Here is a 19,321-nt window from a genome sequence, read left to right as displayed (position 1 = left end):
AATGTCACTGATCTTCGCATCCTACGCTATCTACCTATCTATTGTTAAACTCTACTGCTTCATTTTGTTACTTATTATAGGGAGCTTTCCCCAACCTTTCATCCTTTTAAGTTTAAGACTCAATCATAGTGAGTTACATCTTAAAGAGATATTGGATTTTTACCTGAATCGGAGTTGCCACTCCATTGATTCGATAAGGCTTTAAACGAATTCCTTGCGCTGCTTTAACAGCTGCTTTATCTAGAAGATCATGGCCCGATGAGCGTGCAACACGAACATTTTGTGCAGCACCATCACTATTGATCGAAACAATAAGATCAACCTGACCCTGCATCTTGCGCTGCCGCGCCGCACGAGGATAGTTGGGCGTCGGCTTACTCAAGACATTGACTTCACTCTCACTATAGACCGCTTTTGCGCTCTGAACGCTCCGCGCACTCTCAGCTGCCTTTTGAGGCTTTTTCACCGCTTTAGGTGCCTCTTTTTTAGGAGCCGGCTTGGGACGATTCTCTACTACTTTTGCCGCTTTTGTTTCAGATCGCTCATTCGTTGCAATTACGGGTGGCGCTTCCTTAATCGGTTCTGGCGTAACAACAGGCTCAGGTTCAACCTTCGGCGCTGGAACCGCTTCGGGCGCTGGATCTGGAATCACCTCCGGTTCAGGCACCTCAGGCTCAGGAGTTGCTTCATTGTTAACCTCTTCGATCACCTCTTCAACCACCTCAGACTCAACCGCTTCCGCCTCAACCGCAGAATCTTCCGCATTTCCATCCGCTTCATCAATAATGCCGGCAAGTTGGATATTGTGCATCGTCAACATTGAAGCATCACCCTCTTGCATCACAATCTGTTGGGAACTACCTGCCGCAGTTAAACCCATGTAGACACCTGCGTGAACCAAGCTGACGCAGAGTAGCGCTACAATTAATGTTATCTTATTGCCATTATTATTCATGTTAACTGTTGTCGTTGAATCAATCATTTCACTATCGATGAGATCAAACTCATCAGCATCTCACTCAGTGTAACGATTAAAATAGTTGAAAAATAGTGCCCTAAAGGATGAGATCAAACTCAACTTAAGCGCATCGGCACCGACCAAAATCGGTGCCGGAAGGTCATCAAAACTTTTCAGCTTAACTAAAACTCATAGTTGAGTTTTAACCAGAGTTTACGCCCCTCTTCTACACGAGCGTAGCGATTTTGATAACCTTTTCCTCGTAAACCATAAGCTTCCGGCTCGTGATAATCGATAAAGTTTTTATTGAAAAGATTATTGACACCAAAGTTAATAGAGAGATCTCGCGCAGGCTTATAACTTGCGCCTACATTAACAAGTGCATAAGAGCGATAGTAGAGCTTCTTATCGAGGGCAAATGTAGTTGCCTTACCTTTTTCATTAACGCCATGGCCCATCTCTAAGCCTCGATACTCTTTGGCACGGAAAGAGGCCTCTGCCCAAAGACTCCATTCTGGTGCAATCTTCCAATCTCCTTTTAAATTGACCATATGACGGGGTGTTTTGCTAAAAGGAATACGACGTCCGGCATCATCACGATAGCGGCTCTGAGTATAGGTATAGTTTGCACTTAAAGCTAAGTTTTCTAATATTTGATAACGTGAACCTAGTTCAACACCATATAGTTTTGCATCATCTAAATTTTGATATTGGCTAATCTTACTCGCATCTGGCCAATCATTATTTAACTTCTTGCAACGAGCACTATGATCATTTTTACAGATCTCTACTGTATCGATCTTATCCTTAAATCGCGTATAGAAGGCTGTCGCATTGAAGTTAAAGTCATCTAAATTGGTATAAGAAAAGCCGAGCTCTGCAGAGGTTGAGGTTTCAGGTTTTAATTCTGGATTCCCTAAAATAGGGGCTGTTCCTTGCCCTGTAACCATAACAACATCATCATGCATTTGCTGAAGATCAGGTGCTCTAAAAGCACGGCTAACACCTCCCTTCACCTGCCAATTGTCATCAATATTCCAGACAAGATAAGCACGAGGACTAAAATGGCTACCAAAATCCTCATTCTTGTCGTAACGAAGACCAAAAGTGGCAATCAGATCATCATTAATCATCCACTCATCTTCCGCAAAGAGCGCCCATTGATACTGCTTAACATCTAAAGGTGATTCAACTAGGTTGTCTTTCAATGCTTGATGGCGATACTGCATTCCGGCACTGATAAAATGATCTCCTAAAGCAAACATCCACTTATTATCGAAGATAATATTGCTGTATTTAATATCGCGCGGCAAACCATCATGAGGTTTTGGTGGTTTCGAAATAGGATTTAAACGCCCGATTGTTTTTGTTTGATCCCAAAGGAGCCCTGATTCCATGACAACAGAATCTAAATCAATTCTATGGGTAAGGCCAACGCGATCTCGTGTAAAACGAAGATGATCGGAATACCCACCTCCCGCTTTTCCCGGCTTCACATCTTTATGAAGTGTCCCTAACTGCCCTTCACTATTATCGTAACGCTGTACCCCACGATCGTAACTGAGGACAAATTCTTGATTCTCTGGTGTAAAACTTAAACGCGCACCATAATTGAAATTTCGACGCTCACCAAAGCCCCCTAATTTATAGAGAGGCGTATATTCATCTTCCGCAGACTGATAAGTCCCTTTGGCATTTCGTTGTGTCTGGAAACTCCCCATTAAAGCTAAGCCTAAAAGATCAGTCTTAATCGGTCCACCAAGATAGAAAGAGGTTGTATTACCACCAGGATATTGACTATCTGTAGGTTCTTCTATTGCAACGCTGACCTGTCCGCCCCATTTATCGGGAACTTTCTTTGTGATTACATTCACAACACCACCTAATGCATCGGAGCCATAGAGCGTCGACATCGGGCCTCTCACTACCTCAATGCGTTCAATTGCAGAACTCGGAGGAATAAAAGCTGAGTCTACATCGCCAAAACCATTGGGGCGCGCACCCGATGTATTTTGACTCAAACGCTGCCCATCGATCATCATCAAGGTATATTTACTCTCTAAACCTCGAATACCAATATCAACGCCACCCGTTTTACCACCACGGGTGATATTCACCCCTTCAATATCTCTCAACACATCCCCGATATTATTAAAAGGTTTTTCATTAATAACATCTTGACCAATCACAGAGATCGATGCCGGTGCATCTTTCACTTCTTGCGCAAAACCTGAAGCTGTGACAACTAATGACCCGAGATCGACCGCACTAGCTAACTCCGACTGATCGATCTTGCTCTGTTCGAGAGGGATTTCATCAGCTTGTGCTGTCCATAGAAGTGTTGAGGTTGCCGCCATAACAAGTGCAAGACGCAACCGTTGGGAGAGTATATTTCGACGCATGAATATCAATTCCTTATTAATTCATAAGATAAAACAGAATAAAACCACTAAACCTAATCATAAATTTCATAAAATTTTGTGTGAAAAGACGATTGAGCTCTTAGATCCTCTAAATCACTATATGATGTTAATCATTATCATTATGATTACTATCAGCGAGTGCAACCTTTTCACTAATAGGAATTATTATCATTCTATTTCGCATTGTCAATGGCAATGATAACTATTTTCAATTGCATCTAATAACTGATTAAGATTCAGACAAGATATGCGCTCTTTTTTTACATTTATCGATGATGCGTTATGATGTAGGGGCTTGAAGTTACTCCTATTTCTATCGAATGAGCCTTTTTCAAGTAGAAACACCCTTATAAGTGCTCAATTAATAACCAACAATCATGACCCCCTATCATGGGTCTCCCTTCTGTAGAGCTAAAATTTATGCGGACAATTACCACATTCTCTTCTCTCTATCTCGCAACACTCTTCATGCTCTTTGCGAATGGTCTATTGACGACCTATTTAGCACTCGATCTTGAAGCACGTGGCATCACCGATATCTTAATCAGTAGCCTCACCTCAGCCTACTATGCTGGCTTAGTCATTGGTGCAAAATTGGGGCATAAACTGATTGCGCGTGTAGGGCATATCCGTAGTTATGTCGCTAGTGCTGGTGTGACGGCGGCAACGGTTATTCTTATTGGTCTACTTGACTACATTGAGTTTTGGCTCGCCGCACGCTTTATTATGGGGCTGATGATGATGGTGCAATATATGGTGATTGAGAGTTGGCTCAATGATCAGGCAGAACCGACACAGAGAGGAATCGTCTTTGGGATCTATATGGCGGTCAGCTCCTTAGGGGTTCTTCTCGGGCAAGTTGCGCTCACAGTGATTGAACCGATCGATATTCGTATTTTGATGATTGTTTCGATGTTCTTTTCGCTCTGCCTTGTTCCTTTAGCGGTCACACGTGCTATTCACCCGACACCGCTGAAAGCTGCACCCCTCAATATGGGTTACTTTATAAAGACACTGCCACAAGTGCTGATTATCACGCTCTTTGCCGGCATGATGGTGGGTTCTTTCTATGGATTAGGGCCCATTTTTGCAACGCGTTTAGGACTTGATACGCAAGAGGCAGGAAGTTATATGGCAATCGCTATTGCCGCATCACTCATTATTCAGTGGCCATTAGGACTTCTCTCTGACCGGATGAATCGCCTTCTTCTGATCACAATTGTGGCGATTCTACTTTTAACGCTCTCGATTTTGATCAATCTCCCTTGGATCACTAATCTCTATATCGGTCTTATTAGCTTCTTTGCTATCGCTCTACAATTTACCCTCTATCCTCTCTCCGTTGCAATTGCCAATGATAATATTGATGAGGATAAGCGGGTCTCTCTGAGTGCTATTTTGTTGATGCTTTTTGGCGTCGGCGCTGCTATCGGTCCTTTGATCTCGGGCTATCTGATGGAGCGTTATGATGCAAGAGGACTCTATCTCTTTACCCTTGCTATAGCGATTGCCATCATCTGGATGAATCTTCTCAAGGCGAGTCGTCGTCTCAAAACCGATGTGGAAGATTCCCTTCCCCACGTTATTCTCCCCGATGGACATCTCTCCCCTATTGCGGCAGCAACTTTAGACCCACGTATCGATGAAGATGCCGTTATTGAGGCGATGCATAACGAAGAGGCTGAAGAGATTAAGGAAGCTTTAAGAGAGGAGATTGAGGCGGCTGAAATTGAGAAGAAGAAGTCGAAAATCGAACGCAATGCTCTACTCCCCTTCGGTGAATATAGTTACGCTGCCTTCCTACAAGAGTATGGCGCACCTGTAACACCTAAAGAGAAAGATGAATAGCGATCGCCCTCTGTCGGCATACGATTTCTGCAAACATGCTGTGGTGATCTCCGGCAACTCAACAATCTCTTTTGTTGTCATCAATGAAATCAGATAATGTTTTCAGCGATAGAAGATCGCCCTCTGCCGGCGCGTAGTTTCTGGAAGAGCGTAATAGTAAGATCCGGCAGCGTTCAGCCTCTGTTGTTTGATTCCTTCAAGCAATAAGAAAATCTGTTGAACGGCGGGAACCTACCATCTCGCTCTTATTACGACTGCATGCCCGCAGGTTGGCATCCTTGATGCCAGAAATGAGTATCAATTGGGTAATAATTGTTACCGATAATAAAAGATCATCATCTGCCGGCATACGATTTCTGCAAGCATGCAGTGGTGATCTCCGGCAACTCAACAACCTCTTTTGTTGTCATCAATGAAATCAGATAATGTTTTCAGCGATAGAAGATCGCCCTCTGCCGGCGCGTAGTTTCTGGAAGAGCGTAATAGTAAGATCCGGCAGCGTTCAGCCTCTGTTGTTTGATTGCTTCAAGCAATAAGAAAATCTATTGAAAGGCGGGAACCTACCATCTCGCTCTTATTACGACTGCATGCCCGCAGGTTGGCACCTTCGAGGCCGTATCTACGGCTCTTTGTAGAAATTATCCCGAGCATGTTTAGCGCGAGCAAAAACCTTGTGCAATAGTTCACGATCTTCATCTTCTAATGCATGGCGTAGAGCATCGATCTTCTTCTGATAAGCAACTAAGACTTCTAAGATCGATTCTCTATTTTGCAGACAGATATCTGCCCAAAGATCGGGATCAGATGCTGAGATACGAGTAAAATCTCTAAACCCCCCCGCAGCAAATCGGAAGATCTCGGCACGATCATCAAGATTCGCTAAAGTATCCACCGTTGCATAAGCTAATAGATGCGGAATATGAGAGGTAGCGGCTAAAACCTGATCATGATGCTTAACGCCCATCTCTTCCGTCATCGATCCCGCTGCTTTCCACATATCATGAATTGTTCTAACAGCATCGTGACTATTCTCTAAATGGGGAATCACCAATGTCCGGCGATTATCGAAGAGAGAGTCAAAAGAGTTCTCAACACCATGCTTCTCTGTACCAGCAATAGGATGCGCCGGCACAAATCGCTCTGGAAGATAACCGAGTTCCGCCTCAATACTCGCTAATACCGATCCTTTTGTTGAACCGACATCGCTTACGACGGCACTCTCTTTAAGATGAGGCGTAATCTCTTTCATGATCTTCCCCATCGCTGTAATCGGCGTTGCGAGGATGATAATATCGGCATCTTTTGTCGCTTCAACAGGATCAGTATAGATCTCATCTGCAACCCCTAACTCATAAGCACGCTGTAATGCTGCTTCATCACGATCATAAGCAATAATCTTACCGACAGAGTTACTACGCTTTAACGCGCGTGCAAGTGAACCACCAATGAGACCAATCCCCATGATGGTAATTCGCTCTTTAAAAAAAGGCTGAGAGAGTTCTATCTTCATACTGTCCTACTTTCCAAAAAATCATCAAGAAATCAACAAACTCTATGAGTCTACTCGATTTCTTTCAATATTACATCCTCACTTTACTCGGTAGATTGAGAATCCACCCCGTTTAGCGCTTATTATCTTATCAAAACTCATCTTATCAAAATCCGATCAGGATAAGATTAGAATAAGATTAGAATCCGATTAGCGTCCGATTACGGCGCCGTTTATAGGCGCTGCTTCTCAATGGTTGAGAGAAGTGAGTCAAAAGCTGTCACAAACTGTTCAACACCCGCTGTTTCGAGCGATTGGCAGATCTCTTCAAGATCGATATCGAAATCTTTCAATTCAGCTAGGCGAATCTTTGCCATCTCAAGATCACTCTCAAGTTGCGGATAAGGTGTCACACTCTCTTCTAAAAATGCATTATAGGTCTTAGGCGGCATCGTATTGACCGTCTCTTTCCCCATCAAATGATGCACATACATTGTCTCTTGATAGCTCGGATCTTTTACACCTGTTGAAGCCCAAAGGAGTCTTTGAGGCTGCATTCCCGCTTTTAAGAGTGATTTAACGCGTTCATGCGTCATCTCTGTTAAGAAGTGTTGGTAAGCCATCTTCGCATTATCGATGGCAATATGTCCTTTTAAATGGGGTGCTCTAGTAGCAATTTCACCATCGATAATGGCATCAATACGGGAGATGAAGAAACTCGCAACAGAGGCGATTTGTAAAATGGGAAGCCCTACTTTCACACGCGCTTCTAAGCCTTTAAGGAAAGCGTCTAATACCTCACTATAACGCTTAACAGAGAAGATCAAAGTGACATTGACGTTGATCCCTTCGGCAATAAGAGCCTCAATCGCAATAAGACCCGCTTTTGTTGCCGGCACTTTAATCATTAAGTTAGGACGATCGATCTCTTCCCAGAGCGCTTTTGCTTCAATAATTGTGCCATTAGCATCATTTGCAAGGTCGGGAGAAACTTCTAAGCTAACATAACCATCTCTATAGCGCGTCTCTTCATAGGTTGGGAGAAAAAGATCACAAGCGGATTGGATATCCTCGATCGCTAATTTAAAGAAGAGTTCACGTGCTGAAAGCTCATGATTGGCAGGATCTTGAATCGTTGGAAGATAAGCTTCACCGCCGGCAATTGCTTTTTCAAAAATAGCAGGATTAGAGGTCACCCCTAGTAATCCCTCCTTTTTGATCATTCTTGCAAGCTCACCATCGTGACCTAACATCTTACGCTCAATATTATCAAACCATACACTTTGGCCTACAGCCGCTGCTTTACGAATATTTCCCATAACTGAATATGCCCTTATTGATCTACTTATTGACCTACTTAACGACTAACTTCTCACGACTAAAATTGTAATCCGTTACTCAACTACTTACTACTCAATTGATTGCCATTTACACTCTCTTGAAACAGCTTATGAGCTTCTGAAGCTCTTATTTAATCACGACTATTTAACAACAGCTATCTTCCCTACTAATATTCCTACTATTTATACAAATCAAACAACAGAAGCAGAGCGCTGCCGGATCTTACTAGCGCGCTCTGCCAAGAACTACGCGCCGGCAGATGATGATCTTCTATCACCGGCAACTACCATTACCCTCTCGATACTTATTATCGGCATCAGGGATACCGACTTGCGGGCATGCAGTTGATATAAGAGCGAAATCGTTCCCTCCCGCCGTTCAACAGATTTTCTTATTGCTTGAAACAATCAAACAACAGAAGCTGAACGTTGCCGGATCTTACTATCGCGCTCTGCCAAGAACTACGTGCCGGCAGATGATGATCTTCTATCACCGGCAACGATCATTACCCTATCGATACTTATTATCGATATCAGGGATGCCGACTTGCGGGCATGCAGTTGATATAAAAACGAAATCGTTCCCTCCCGCCGTTCAACAGCTTCGCTTATTGCTTGAAACAATCAAACAACAGAAGCAGAACGTTGCCAGATCTTACTAGCGCGCTCTTCCAGAAAATACGTGCCGGCAGGGTTTTATTGAAACAGTATTACGGTTGAATTCGACTTGGTTGATAGAATCTTCCGCGCATTCGCTTCATCGTTCCTTTGGGAAGCCAAATATCGTAATGACTTGGAATCTCCGCTCGATTGGTCTCTATATTACGTAACCATGCAGGATTGAGCTCAATTAAGGTCGTCTCCGAAATGCCTGTCTCTTTTGCTAAATCACGCAAGAACATTGGCGTTAAAAGCTCAATCCCCTCAATACTACTCTTAGGATAACGGTAACGGAATCCTGGGAAGTAATGCCCCGGATCTTCAGCAATCTTCTTCGCTGCCAAAAATTCGGCATAGAAATTGCGAGAAGCAAATTTAAAAGCACCCTCACTATAATTAAATATCACTAAACCGATATCATTCCCATAACGCTCCTGCGCTCGCATCGAATGCCCCACTCCCGCATTGTAAGCCGTTAATGCTAATGGCCAATAAGGAACTAAATTGTAGTTATAAGCCATCAATTTAACAGCCCCTTTTGCCGCATGACGAGGATCATAACGAGAGTCGATCACATTCGCTCGCATCGGCATAAAGCTTCGCGCCGTTGACGGCATAAATTGCCACATCCCCGCAGCGCCCACTTTCGATCTTGCCCCCATATTAAAGGAGGACTCTACATGCGGAAGATAAGCAATCTCCTCCGGCAATCCGGCATCTCTAAAGAGCTTTTTAAAGTAGACAATATAGGGCTCACTTCGCTCTAAGCCTCGGCGAAACTCCGATTTTAAACCTCGCTGTCCCCGTAATCGATCCGCAGCACCGTAAAGCGCCTCTTTTCCACCCGCTTTTAGAAGCATCTTTTTAATCCGCTCCTGATTTTTACTCAATTTCACCGGCGTGTTGAGCGATGCTTCGATCGCTAAAAGATCATCACGAATCAACTCTGAGATGGTATCCCACATCATGCGATCCCCTTGTCTGATCGGCGCTAACTCATAGACTACATCAAGGTAACGATTATCATGAAACGCGACAAGATTATTATCCCAACGCGCATAGACATGCACCCAAAAATTGACCATCGGCTCCAGTGCTTTTGGCTCATCAAAGCCATTTTTGATGCGAGGACCACCGGCACAACTGGCAATAAAGAGTATCAATGCAAAGAGAAAGGTGAGTCGTTTAAAACGGCTAAAAAGTGGGGATAGAAACATCTTAAAATTGCCCTATAAAGCGTAGAAAGGGGAGTAGAGAGATAGCATTACAAAAGAGAAGAAACGATAGGTTAACGATACCTATCGCTTCTAATCTTCAAACAAAGTTGAACCTCGATTATTAGATCTCAACAATTAACGTTAGATAATCGCTTTTGCACGCTCAATTGCTGCTAAGACCTGTTTCGGTGCGGTACCACCGTAATGATTACGTGCCGCAACAGAACCCTCTAAGGTGAGATATTCAAAGACATCTTCATCGATTAGATCGGAGAATTGCTGTAATTCTGCAAGCGTCATCTCTGAGAGATCTCGCTCTGTCTCAACACCTAAACGGACGGCATTTCCAACGACCTCATGCGCATTTCTAAAAGGCATCCCTTTACGAACAAGATAATCAGCTAAATCGGTCGCTGTTGAGAAACCTAATTTTGTCCGCTCATACATATTCTCTTTTTTACTAGAGATCGCCGGGATCATATCGGCAAAAGCACGAACAGAACCTAAAACAGTATCAACGATATCAAAGAGAGGCTCTTTATCTTCCTGATTATCTTTGTTGTAAGCTAAAGGCTGGCTCTTCATAAGTGTTAAAAGCGAGAAGAGATGACCATAAACACGCCCTGTTTTTCCTCTCACTAATTCAGGAACATCTGGATTTTTCTTCTGCGGCATAATGGATGAACCGGTACAGAAGCGATCTGGAAGGTTGATAAAATCAAATGCCGGCGTTGCCCAAAGGACTAACTCTTCTGAGAAGCGAGAGAGATGCATCGCTAAGATAGAAGCTACTGCTGCAAACTCAATAGCAAAATCACGATCAGAAACGGAATCGAGCGAGTTTTCAGAAGGCGCACTAAAGCCTAACAATTTTGCCGAGAGATGACGATCGATCGGATAGGTCGTTCCTGCTAAGGCCGCTGCCCCTAAGGGTGAGATATTAAGACGCTTACGACAATCTTGGAAACGCTCACGATCTCGCTTAATCATCTCAAACCAAGCCATCAAGTGGTGACCAAAGGTGATCGGTTGCGCGACTTGAAGATGGGTAAATCCTGGCATAATGGTGTCATACTCACGCTCGGCAACAGCAAGAATTCCCTCTTGAAGACGTTTTAACTCAAGATCGATATGATCGAGTTCTTTACGTAACCAGAGACGAATATCGGTTGCGACCTGATCATTACGTGATCTTCCGGTGTGAAGTCGTTTGCCGGCAATCCCAATCTTTTCTGTTAAGCTCGACTCCACATTCATATGGACATCTTCAAGCTCAATCGACCAGGGGAAATCTCCCGCTTCGATCTCTGCTTTAACTGCAGCAAGCCCCTCTTTGATCAGATTGAAATCCTCCTCTGATAAGATGCCTTGCGTATAGAGCATCTCTGCATGAGCGAGTGATCCGGCAATATCTTCGGCATACATTCTCTGATCAAAATCGACTGATCCTGTAAAGGCTTGAACAAATGCATCGGTACTCTCAGAGAAACGTCCGCCCCACTGTTTATTCACTTTATTCGACATTATCTTTTCCTTCTTCTAACTCTTCATAGAGAGGAAGCACCACTTCAACGCGTGTACCGATCTGCTCTTTACCTGAATAGATGGCAATCTTTCCGCTATGCTCCTCTACAATCTTCTTCACAACTGATAAACCTAATCCGGTTCCCTTCTCTTTTGTTGAGACATACGGCTCAAACATTCGATTAATTAAGGATTCATCAATACCGCTCCCATTATCGCTAACGGTTAAGCGTAGATGAGCTTCATCAAGCTTGGAGATCTCAACATAGACCTTTCCTAATAATTGATCCTTCTCCTCCTGACAGGCTTCAATCGCATTCTTAATCAGGTTATGGAGAAGTTGCCTTAAACGAATCTCATCCCCATTAACATAGAGGATCTGTGCCGGTTTTTGTAAAATAACCTCAACACCTCGAACATAATCACTATAGAGGAAAGTAACCTCCTCTGTTAAAGCATTTAGATCGATCTTTTTCAGATGAAGCTTCGGCGCTCTTGCATATTGGCTAAAAGCATTAACCATCTTCTTCATCGCATTAACTTGCGTAATAATTGTCTGGGTCGATTTTTCAAGGAGGAAGCGATCATCAACCTCCAATTTCCCTTGTAACTTAAAGGCTAATCGCTCAGCAGAGAGCTGTATCGGCGTTAAAGGATTCTTAATCTCATGCGCAAGTCGCCTCGCCACCTCACCCCAAGCCGCTTCCCGCTCTGAATTGATCAATTGGGTAATATCATCAAAAACAATAGCATAACCGCTAGGCAGACTGCGGTTCTCTAAGGGTTCTGAGACACGTACAGAGAGTATCTGCGCAATCCCCTTCTCAACACGCATCACCTCTAATCGATCATTCTCCCCACGCTCTCGCTTCTCAAGATAGTTTTGTAGCGGCATAAAGAAGAAGTGAAGCGATTCATCAATTGTTTCAGGCGCTGAGAGTGAGAGCTTCTGCAATAAAATACGATTGGTCTTTAAAATCGAGAGTGCTGCCTCATTAAAGGTACGAATATTCCCATCATTATCGAGGACTAAAACGCCCGAGGAGAGATTCGCTAATACCGCCTCAAGATAGGATCGCTGTGCAACTAAGAGCCGCTGTGAAGCTTTCTCCGCCTCATTGGCTTGACGCAACTTAATAATCATCTCATTGAATGATTCTGTTAAAAATCCGATCTCATCATTCGATTTAACAACAATCTCCCGATCGAAATTCCCCTCTGAAACCGCTTTTGATGCGAGCGAAAGCCTACGAATCGGATTGACTAATCGTCTTGTGGCAAAGTAAGATCCCCCTAACGCTAAGAGAATCGCTAATAGTGAAACAAGCGTTAAGATGGCAATTAACTGCCCCTTGAGGGATTCTTGCAAGGTCTTATATTGCTTATAGCTCTCTACCGATGCTTGGGTCGATAACCCTAATTGCGTATAACGTTGCGGGATCTCATAGATTGCTTGTACGACACGAGGGGTATCGGAATCGACTCGAATAATAACGCGCACCTGTAATTCATCATCCCCGACCGGCTCGAGCCAGACATAATCCATATCATTAAAGACACTCATCAAGACGATATCGTTGGGAAGCTCCGGAAGATTGACGGTAGTATTACTCGAACTTGTAGCTAAAATCCGTCCACGATGATCAAATACGGTAAGATCGAGCGCATTGGCATCAAAACGAAGATTCTCTAACTCATAAGCAAGATCGAGCGAGTTGAGATCTCCCACCCGCTGACCGATCGATTGAGTGATCTCCAAAGCATCTAATCGGCGCGTCTCCAAAGCAGATTGCGCCAATGTTAATGCATCATCAAAACCTTGATCGAGCGACTCATCAAACCAGCTATCGATTCCTCTTTGAATCATAATGCCGGCAAAGAGAAAGAGAATCACAATAGGCACAACCGATAAGCCGGAGAAGAAGATCATCATCCGCGCATTAAGTCTTGCGCCTAAACGCTTTTTCCGCACCCCTTGCAATAGCTGGATCAGAAAGTAGACCACAAGCGACATCAAAGAGAGAAAGCAGATAACACCGGCAATAATAATCCAAGTATAATAGCGAGAATAGAGAACGGCCGACTCAATAGAGCGCACCATCACCCCCAAAATAATCACTAATAGAAGTGATAGTAGTAGAAAGAGGGTAAAAGCATGCTTTCGAATAAGACTCATCACTTGATTAACTCCCACTGAAACCAATCGGAGCTTAACCACCAATTAGAAGAGAGATAGGCAGGAATACGAAGAGGTGTTGGCAATGCTTCAATATCGAGCCATAACTTTGCCCTTCCCACATATGCTGCTAGATCAATCCCTTCACTACTCTTCATACTGATAATAATCTCCGCCGGCGTTGAGATCGATAGCAGCGCTAAACTTAAGATAGGATAACTATGCTGTTTTTTTGTCTCTAAATCTCGCACCACAAATTGCTTTGAAAGCCCATGATAGAAGAGGAGATAGCGCACCTCTTTCTGATAACGTTGCTGTGTAAAAAAACCTCTCTTCTCAAGCCGAATATCATAGACAAAGGTGAGAGGAATCCCATTGAGAAGCATCTGCTCTTGCTCATCGCTCATAATAATCTGACTCTTCACCTTCAAAAGTAGATCGATCGCTTCTAATTGACCACTATTGAGAAGTTCCTGATCCCGAATTCGATCCATCTTTCTGCCGGAGTAGTAATATTCATTTTTGATGCTTTCAATACTTAATGAAGAGGCGCGCTGCAATGTTGTTGCAAAAAGTGGTGTGGAGATTAGAAACATTATCAAGAAAAGAAGGGGCAATAAGCGTGAGCACCCCAGCGTTAAAAGACGCTGAGAGCGATTTCCGAATAATATACGGTCTGTACAGTTCATAATCCGTTGCACCGCGATCTTTCCCTCTCCATACTCTTACACTATAACTGACTACTGCTTCTCTAAGAGAGCATAGTAGAAGCCATCTAAACTCTCTTCTGACTTAAAGAAGCGAGGCAAAATCTGAACACCCACATCACGTTGCTCACCAAAGGGGAGTGATAGAGCTCTCTCTTTCGCCTCAGGATGATTTTTTAAGAAGTGACGAATCTGCTGCTCATTCTCATCTTTGAGGATAGAGCAAGTTGCATAAAGAAGGCGTCCTCCTGTTTTTAAAAGAGTCCATGCATGTTCAAGAATCTCCCCTTGTAGCACTCTTAACTTTTCAATATCTGAAGCTTTGCGAAGACGCTTAATATCGGGATGGCGATGCATAATGCCGGTTGCAGAGCAAGGAACATCGAGCAAGATAGCATCAAAACGTTGCGCAGGGCTGTAATCTTGACAAGCGATTGCTTCAATCTCAACAAACTCTGGAATCGCTCCCATCACGCGCTCAATATTCTCTTTCACACGAAGTAAACGTTCTGCGGAACTATCGAGCGCCACTAAACCCTTCATTTGAGGCATCGACTCTAAAAGCGCTGTTGTTTTGCCCCCGGGAGCTGAACAGGCATCAAGGAGATACTCTCCACTTTGAGGTGTTAAAAGTTGTGCTGCAAGTTGTGCCGAAGCGTCTTGAACACTCACCTCTCCCTCCCAAAACCCTGGGAGCTGATCAACGCTCACCGGTTGATCTAAGACGATAGCACTCTCAACAAATTGATGTGCAACCGCCTCAATACCACTATTGGCAAGTTTCTCTAAATATTGCTCGCGACTTCCCTTTGTTAAATTGACGCGTAAAATCATCTCAGGATGGAGTTGATAGAAGGTTCCAATCTCTTCTAAAGCCACTTTTCCCCATTGATTCTCAATTCGTTTAGCAAACCATTGAGGGAGATTACTACGCCCTGCCACACTCTTTGCCGGTGGGAGCTTACCACGCTGGATATTGCGCAAAATCGCATTGGTTAATCCCGCAGCCCAAGGCTTATCCATCGCTTTAATCAAATTCACCCAATTATTAAGGATCGCATGCTCAGCAGTTGCCATCTCTGTGAGCTCATAAGCCGCTAAGATCTGGGCTACCTTAACTTCGATCTCTGAATTTTTAATCGGTTTCGACAACATTTGTGAAAGCCGATCCTCAAGTGCGTCATATTGTCTCAAGGCGCCAAAGAGGAGATGCTGTGTAAAGCGGCGATCATTCTCATTGAGTCGCTCACTGCATCTTGGTAGTGCATCGGTCAGCGACTCTCCCTCTAGTACGGAGCAGAGTGTCTCTACTGCGACAAAACGGGGATCTTTCATTAATTTGGGATATAGCGCTTCATTGATGGCCATTTATTGTGCTACCTTCTGATCGATTTCATTACCTTTAATGAAGAGCGCGCTCTCCATTCTTCTTTTACCTGCAATCTGCAGCTCTAATACTTCTAATAGATGACCATCGCCAGCAGTGACATAGAGCGACTCATCTTCAACATGGAATGTTCCCGGTTTTGAATCACTCTTTCGATCGGTCTCTAAGACACGATAGAGCTTAAGGAGCGCGCCCTCCAACTCCGTAAAAGCGCCGGGAAATGGATTAAATGCATGAATCTTACGCGCAATTGTCGCACAATTTTCATGCCAATCGATTCTCGCTTCCCCTTTACTAATCTTCTCTGCATAGGTAATACCCGTTTCCGGCTGTGGCGTTGGTTTACGCTCACCGGCAATCACTTCAGGAATCGTCGCTAATAGGAGCGATGCCCCCATATCTTTAAGATGATCATGGAGTTCACCTGTTGTCATATATGGGGTAATCGTAACTCGCTCCTCTCCCCAGACAGCGCCGGTATCTAAACCAACATCCATCTGCATAATCGCCACACCACTCTCCTGATCTCCTGCCTCAATCGCACGATGAATCGGTGCGGCACCACGCCATCTCGGTAAGAGTGAAGCATGAATATTGAGGCAACCATACTTTGGCATCTCTAAGATCGCTTTTGGCAAAATCAGTCCATAAGCAACAACAATCATCAGATCAGCATTGAGGGAGGCAAATTCCGCTTGCGCCTCAGGATCTCGTAATGAGAGAGGCTGATAGACAGGAATATCATGAGCAACTGCAACCTCTTTTACGGGCGTAAATTGCACTTTTTTTCCTCTTCCTCGCGGACGATCAGGTTGTGTATAGACCGCAACAACCTCATGTTCTGAATCGATCAATGCCTCTAACGTAGGCACTGAAAACTCCGGCGAGCCTGCAAAGATAACTCTTAAACCCATTACTTTTCCCTTTCTCCTAAACCATAATCGCTCTATCACCTATCTCTACTACTTAGATACCTATTGTACCTGTTGTACCTATCATTCATGCTTCTCTAGCTCACGCTCTTTGAGAACTTTTTCCAACTTTTTCAAAATACGTTGCTGTTTTAAACGTGAGAGATAATCGATAAAGAGAATCCCTTCTAGATGATCATACTCATGTTGAATGCAGCGTCCTAAAAGACCATCTGCTTCAAGCTCAAAGAAATCACCATTAACATCTTGTGCGCGAACTCTGACCGCAACAGGACGAATCACCGGGCCACTATAGAGTGTTGGAAGTGAGAGGCATCCCTCTTCTGCGGCATCGGTCTCTTCCGATACTTCTAAAATTTCAGGATTGATAAAGACTTTAGGATCATTGCGCTCTTCAGAGCAATCCGCAACGAAGACTCGCTTTAAGACATTAACCTGATTGGCCGCCAAACCGACCCCTTTTTCGTCATACATCGTCTCTAGCATATCCTCAACAAATTGCTTCAACTCGGCACCAAAAGTGGTGACCGGCGCAGCCTTTTCACGCAAGGTAGGATGAGGTACTGTAATTACATCTAAGATTGCCATAAAACTCTCTCTTCTTTGATCTATCTTCTAAAATCATATCGCTATAAAAGAGGGCATTTTACACTAAATCGGGAGCGCTCGGTAGCTTTCCAAAAAATTTACTCTACGGCATAATTCCGCCTCCCTTTCTCTCTCAATCGACCAAAATGTTAACTACTTTATTATTGTCTCAAATCGATAAAGTCTCTCGACATCGTGGTTACTTTTTCAGCAATCTAAAGCATATAGATCAAGCCGAGTGCATCTTGTTCTCCCATAAAAGGGAATCCATGCTATAACAGGAATTTAACCTAAATCAGATACTCAAGGGTAGATAGGGATGATCGATAGGGATACTCGATAGAGTTAATTGAGAAAAATAATTGAGAGGCTATTACTGCGACATTATCAAATTGTTACCTTAACTTTTGCTATCACATTCTCAAAAAAGATAAAAAGTTTTCAGCTCTTTTTTTGGGTTTTTGCAATTTATAGGGTATTAATTAGAGAGGTATGAAAAATATTATCTATTCGATCTATTCAATCGATTCATTGATAAATGAAATGCTCGATATGCGTCATTCGATCATTTTTTTTCAAAGATAAAATCGATAATTGAATGAGTGATAAAAAATCGTGATAAAAAATTAAAACTAAAATAAATAACGTTGGATTATGGCAGAAATGGTTAAGTTCTCCCGAGTACTTAACCATTTCAACTTAAAGCCCTCCCCTCACCTACCTTTATCAGGTGTTGTGAAATAAGAGTAGGCTTAGACCCTCACTACTCTTATGAGAGCTGAAAGAGCGATGATCCAATCAATAACAACAATATGTTCACCGAACATTGAAAGCTTAGGAGTCAAACAGTTATGTATGCTTTAGTCATCAATTGCGGAAGTTCCTCACTTAAGTTTGCGTTGATTCATGCAAAAGAGCGCAATACCGTTATTAGCGGGGGCGCAGAGCAGCTCGATACGCCCGATGCCACCTTAACGATTAAATACCATGGGGAGAAGATTAAGAATAAACTTGAAGATCCCACTCACCTAGGTGCATTTAAAGAGACCTTCCAATTTCTCCAAAAAGAGGGTTATGCCGACAAGATCAAAGCTGTTGGCCATCGTGTTGTCCATGGGGGAGAGTATTTCCAAGAGTCCGTTGAAATTACCCCTGAAGTGATTGAGATCATCAAAAAATGTGCGCCATTAGCACCGATTCATAACCCGGCGAACTTAACAGGGATTTTGGCCGCAAAAGAGGTTCTCCCGGAACTACCACAGATTGCTGTATTTGATACCGCCTTTCATCAAACTATGCCTGAAGAGGCATATCTCTACGGCCTTCCACTTGAAATCTACGAAAAATATAATATTCGTCGCTATGGATTCCATGGAAGTAGCCACCGTTATATTACAGAACGCACCTCCCGCATTCTCGATATCCCCCTCGAAAAGCTCAATATTATCAGCTGTCACCTCGGCAATGGTGCCTCTATTGCGGCGATTCGTGGAGGGAAATCGGTCGATACCAGTATGGGATTGACACCGCTTGAAGGGTTAATGATGGGAACTCGTTCCGGGTCGCTCGATCCTGGCCTTATCCCCTACCTTGTTGAATGTTTAGATTACGATATCTATGAGATGGATAATCTTCTCAACTTCGATAGTGGGCTTCTTGGTATCTCCGGCGTTTCCAATGATTGCCGTACTTTAGAAGCTAAGGCAAAAGAGGGGCATAAACGTTGCCGCTTAGCTCTTGATATGTTCGGTTATCGCGTTGCCAAAACAATCTCAGAATATCTCCCTGCACTACAGCGCCTCGATGCTATTGTTTTCACAGGCGGAATTGGTGAAAACTCAGCCTATGTTCGCGAGCTAATTATGAGCCAATTAGCATTCTTAGGTTATCGCTTTAGCAATCCTTCTAACAGCTACTGTACCGGCGGAAAAGAGGGAGTTATCGCCACAAGTTCCAACTTCGGTAAAGCTTTAGTTGTCTGTACGGATGAAGAGGGAATGATTGTTCAAGATACCTTAGAAATCATTGCAAAAAAAGAGAAACAGGCATCATAAATCGACCAAGAACGATTC

At 43.6% G+C, this 19,321-nt stretch carries 14 protein-coding genes; 2 read left to right on the top strand and 12 right to left on the bottom strand.

Translation table 11 applies throughout. The annotated features are described in order from the left end of the window. Positions 1-133: 133 nt before the first annotated feature. Complete coding sequence (locus AC0SAP_RS07515) at positions 134-982, bottom strand: energy transducer TonB (protein ID WP_473383714.1); 849 nt, start codon at positions 980-982, stop codon at positions 134-136. 158 nt (positions 983-1,140) lie between these two features. After that, a complete protein-coding gene (locus AC0SAP_RS07510) occupies positions 1,141-3,360 on the bottom strand; it encodes a TonB-dependent receptor domain-containing protein (RefSeq protein WP_473383713.1) in 2,220 nt (739 codons plus the stop codon). Between the two features lie 441 nt (positions 3,361-3,801). On the opposite strand from AC0SAP_RS07510, the gene AC0SAP_RS07505 reads away from it, so the two are divergent. Continuing rightward, on the top strand, positions 3,802-5,229 hold the full coding sequence (locus AC0SAP_RS07505) for an MFS transporter (protein ID WP_473383711.1): 1,428 nt from the start codon (positions 3,802-3,804) through the stop codon (positions 5,227-5,229). Positions 5,230-5,425: 196 nt separating this feature from the next. On the opposite strand, the gene AC0SAP_RS07500 is transcribed toward AC0SAP_RS07505, so the two are convergent. The 10 genes from AC0SAP_RS07500 to def all read right to left on the bottom strand — a co-directional run bounded on the left by AC0SAP_RS07500 (position 5,426) and on the right by def (position 17,249). Then, positions 5,426-5,620: a hypothetical protein gene (locus AC0SAP_RS07500; protein ID WP_473383710.1), complete on the bottom strand. Its 195-nt coding sequence runs from the start codon at positions 5,618-5,620 to the stop codon at positions 5,426-5,428. A 228-nt stretch (positions 5,621-5,848) separates the two neighbouring features. Continuing rightward, positions 5,849-6,739: a prephenate dehydrogenase gene (locus AC0SAP_RS07495; RefSeq protein ID WP_473383709.1), complete on the bottom strand. Its 891-nt coding sequence runs from the start codon at positions 6,737-6,739 to the stop codon at positions 5,849-5,851. Positions 6,740-6,951: 212 nt separating this feature from the next. Continuing rightward, the gene (gene tal, locus AC0SAP_RS07490) at positions 6,952-8,037 is read right to left on the bottom strand and encodes a transaldolase (RefSeq protein ID WP_473383708.1); all 1,086 of its coding nucleotides are present in this window, start codon (positions 8,035-8,037) and stop codon (positions 6,952-6,954) included. 731 nt (positions 8,038-8,768) lie between these two features. Continuing rightward, positions 8,769-9,935, bottom strand: a complete 1,167-nt coding sequence (locus tag AC0SAP_RS07485; protein WP_473383706.1) for a transglycosylase SLT domain-containing protein — start codon at positions 9,933-9,935, stop codon at positions 8,769-8,771. Positions 9,936-10,076: 141 nt separating this feature from the next. Beyond that, positions 10,077-11,459 carry an argininosuccinate lyase gene (gene argH, locus AC0SAP_RS07480; RefSeq protein ID WP_286481818.1) on the bottom strand — a complete coding sequence of 461 codons (1,383 nt, stop codon included), beginning with the start codon at positions 11,457-11,459 and terminating at the stop codon, positions 10,077-10,079. After that, entirely contained in the window at positions 11,449-13,635 is a 2,187-nt protein-coding gene (locus AC0SAP_RS07475; RefSeq protein WP_473383705.1) for a sensor histidine kinase, read from the bottom strand. Before AC0SAP_RS07475 ends, argH begins: the two co-directional genes overlap by 11 nt. Further along, on the bottom strand, positions 13,635-14,336 hold the full coding sequence (locus tag AC0SAP_RS07470) for a DUF4390 domain-containing protein (RefSeq protein WP_473383704.1): 702 nt from the start codon (positions 14,334-14,336) through the stop codon (positions 13,635-13,637). Before AC0SAP_RS07470 ends, AC0SAP_RS07475 begins: the two co-directional genes overlap by 1 nt. A gap of 39 nt (positions 14,337-14,375) precedes the next feature. Then, entirely contained in the window at positions 14,376-15,710 is a 1,335-nt protein-coding gene (rsmB, locus tag AC0SAP_RS07465) for a 16S rRNA (cytosine(967)-C(5))-methyltransferase RsmB (protein ID WP_473383702.1), read from the bottom strand. Beyond that, entirely contained in the window at positions 15,711-16,643 is a 933-nt protein-coding gene (fmt, locus tag AC0SAP_RS07460; protein ID WP_473383701.1) for a methionyl-tRNA formyltransferase, read from the bottom strand. Between the two features lie 81 nt (positions 16,644-16,724). Continuing rightward, positions 16,725-17,249 (bottom strand): peptide deformylase, encoded by a 525-nt coding sequence (def, locus tag AC0SAP_RS07455; protein ID WP_473383700.1) that lies wholly within the window; start codon positions 17,247-17,249, stop codon positions 16,725-16,727. 851 nt (positions 17,250-18,100) lie between these two features. Here def and AC0SAP_RS07450 point away from each other — a divergent pair. Beyond that, positions 18,101-19,303, top strand: coding sequence for an acetate/propionate family kinase (locus tag AC0SAP_RS07450; protein ID WP_286481825.1), 1,203 nt, complete (start codon positions 18,101-18,103; stop codon positions 19,301-19,303). Positions 19,304-19,321 lie beyond the last annotated feature (18 nt).

The organism is Ignatzschineria sp. PL_is040, from assembly GCF_055813795.1.
The sequence above is the reverse complement of the archived record's forward strand: the minus strand, read 5'-3'. Positions and strand labels throughout refer to the sequence as shown.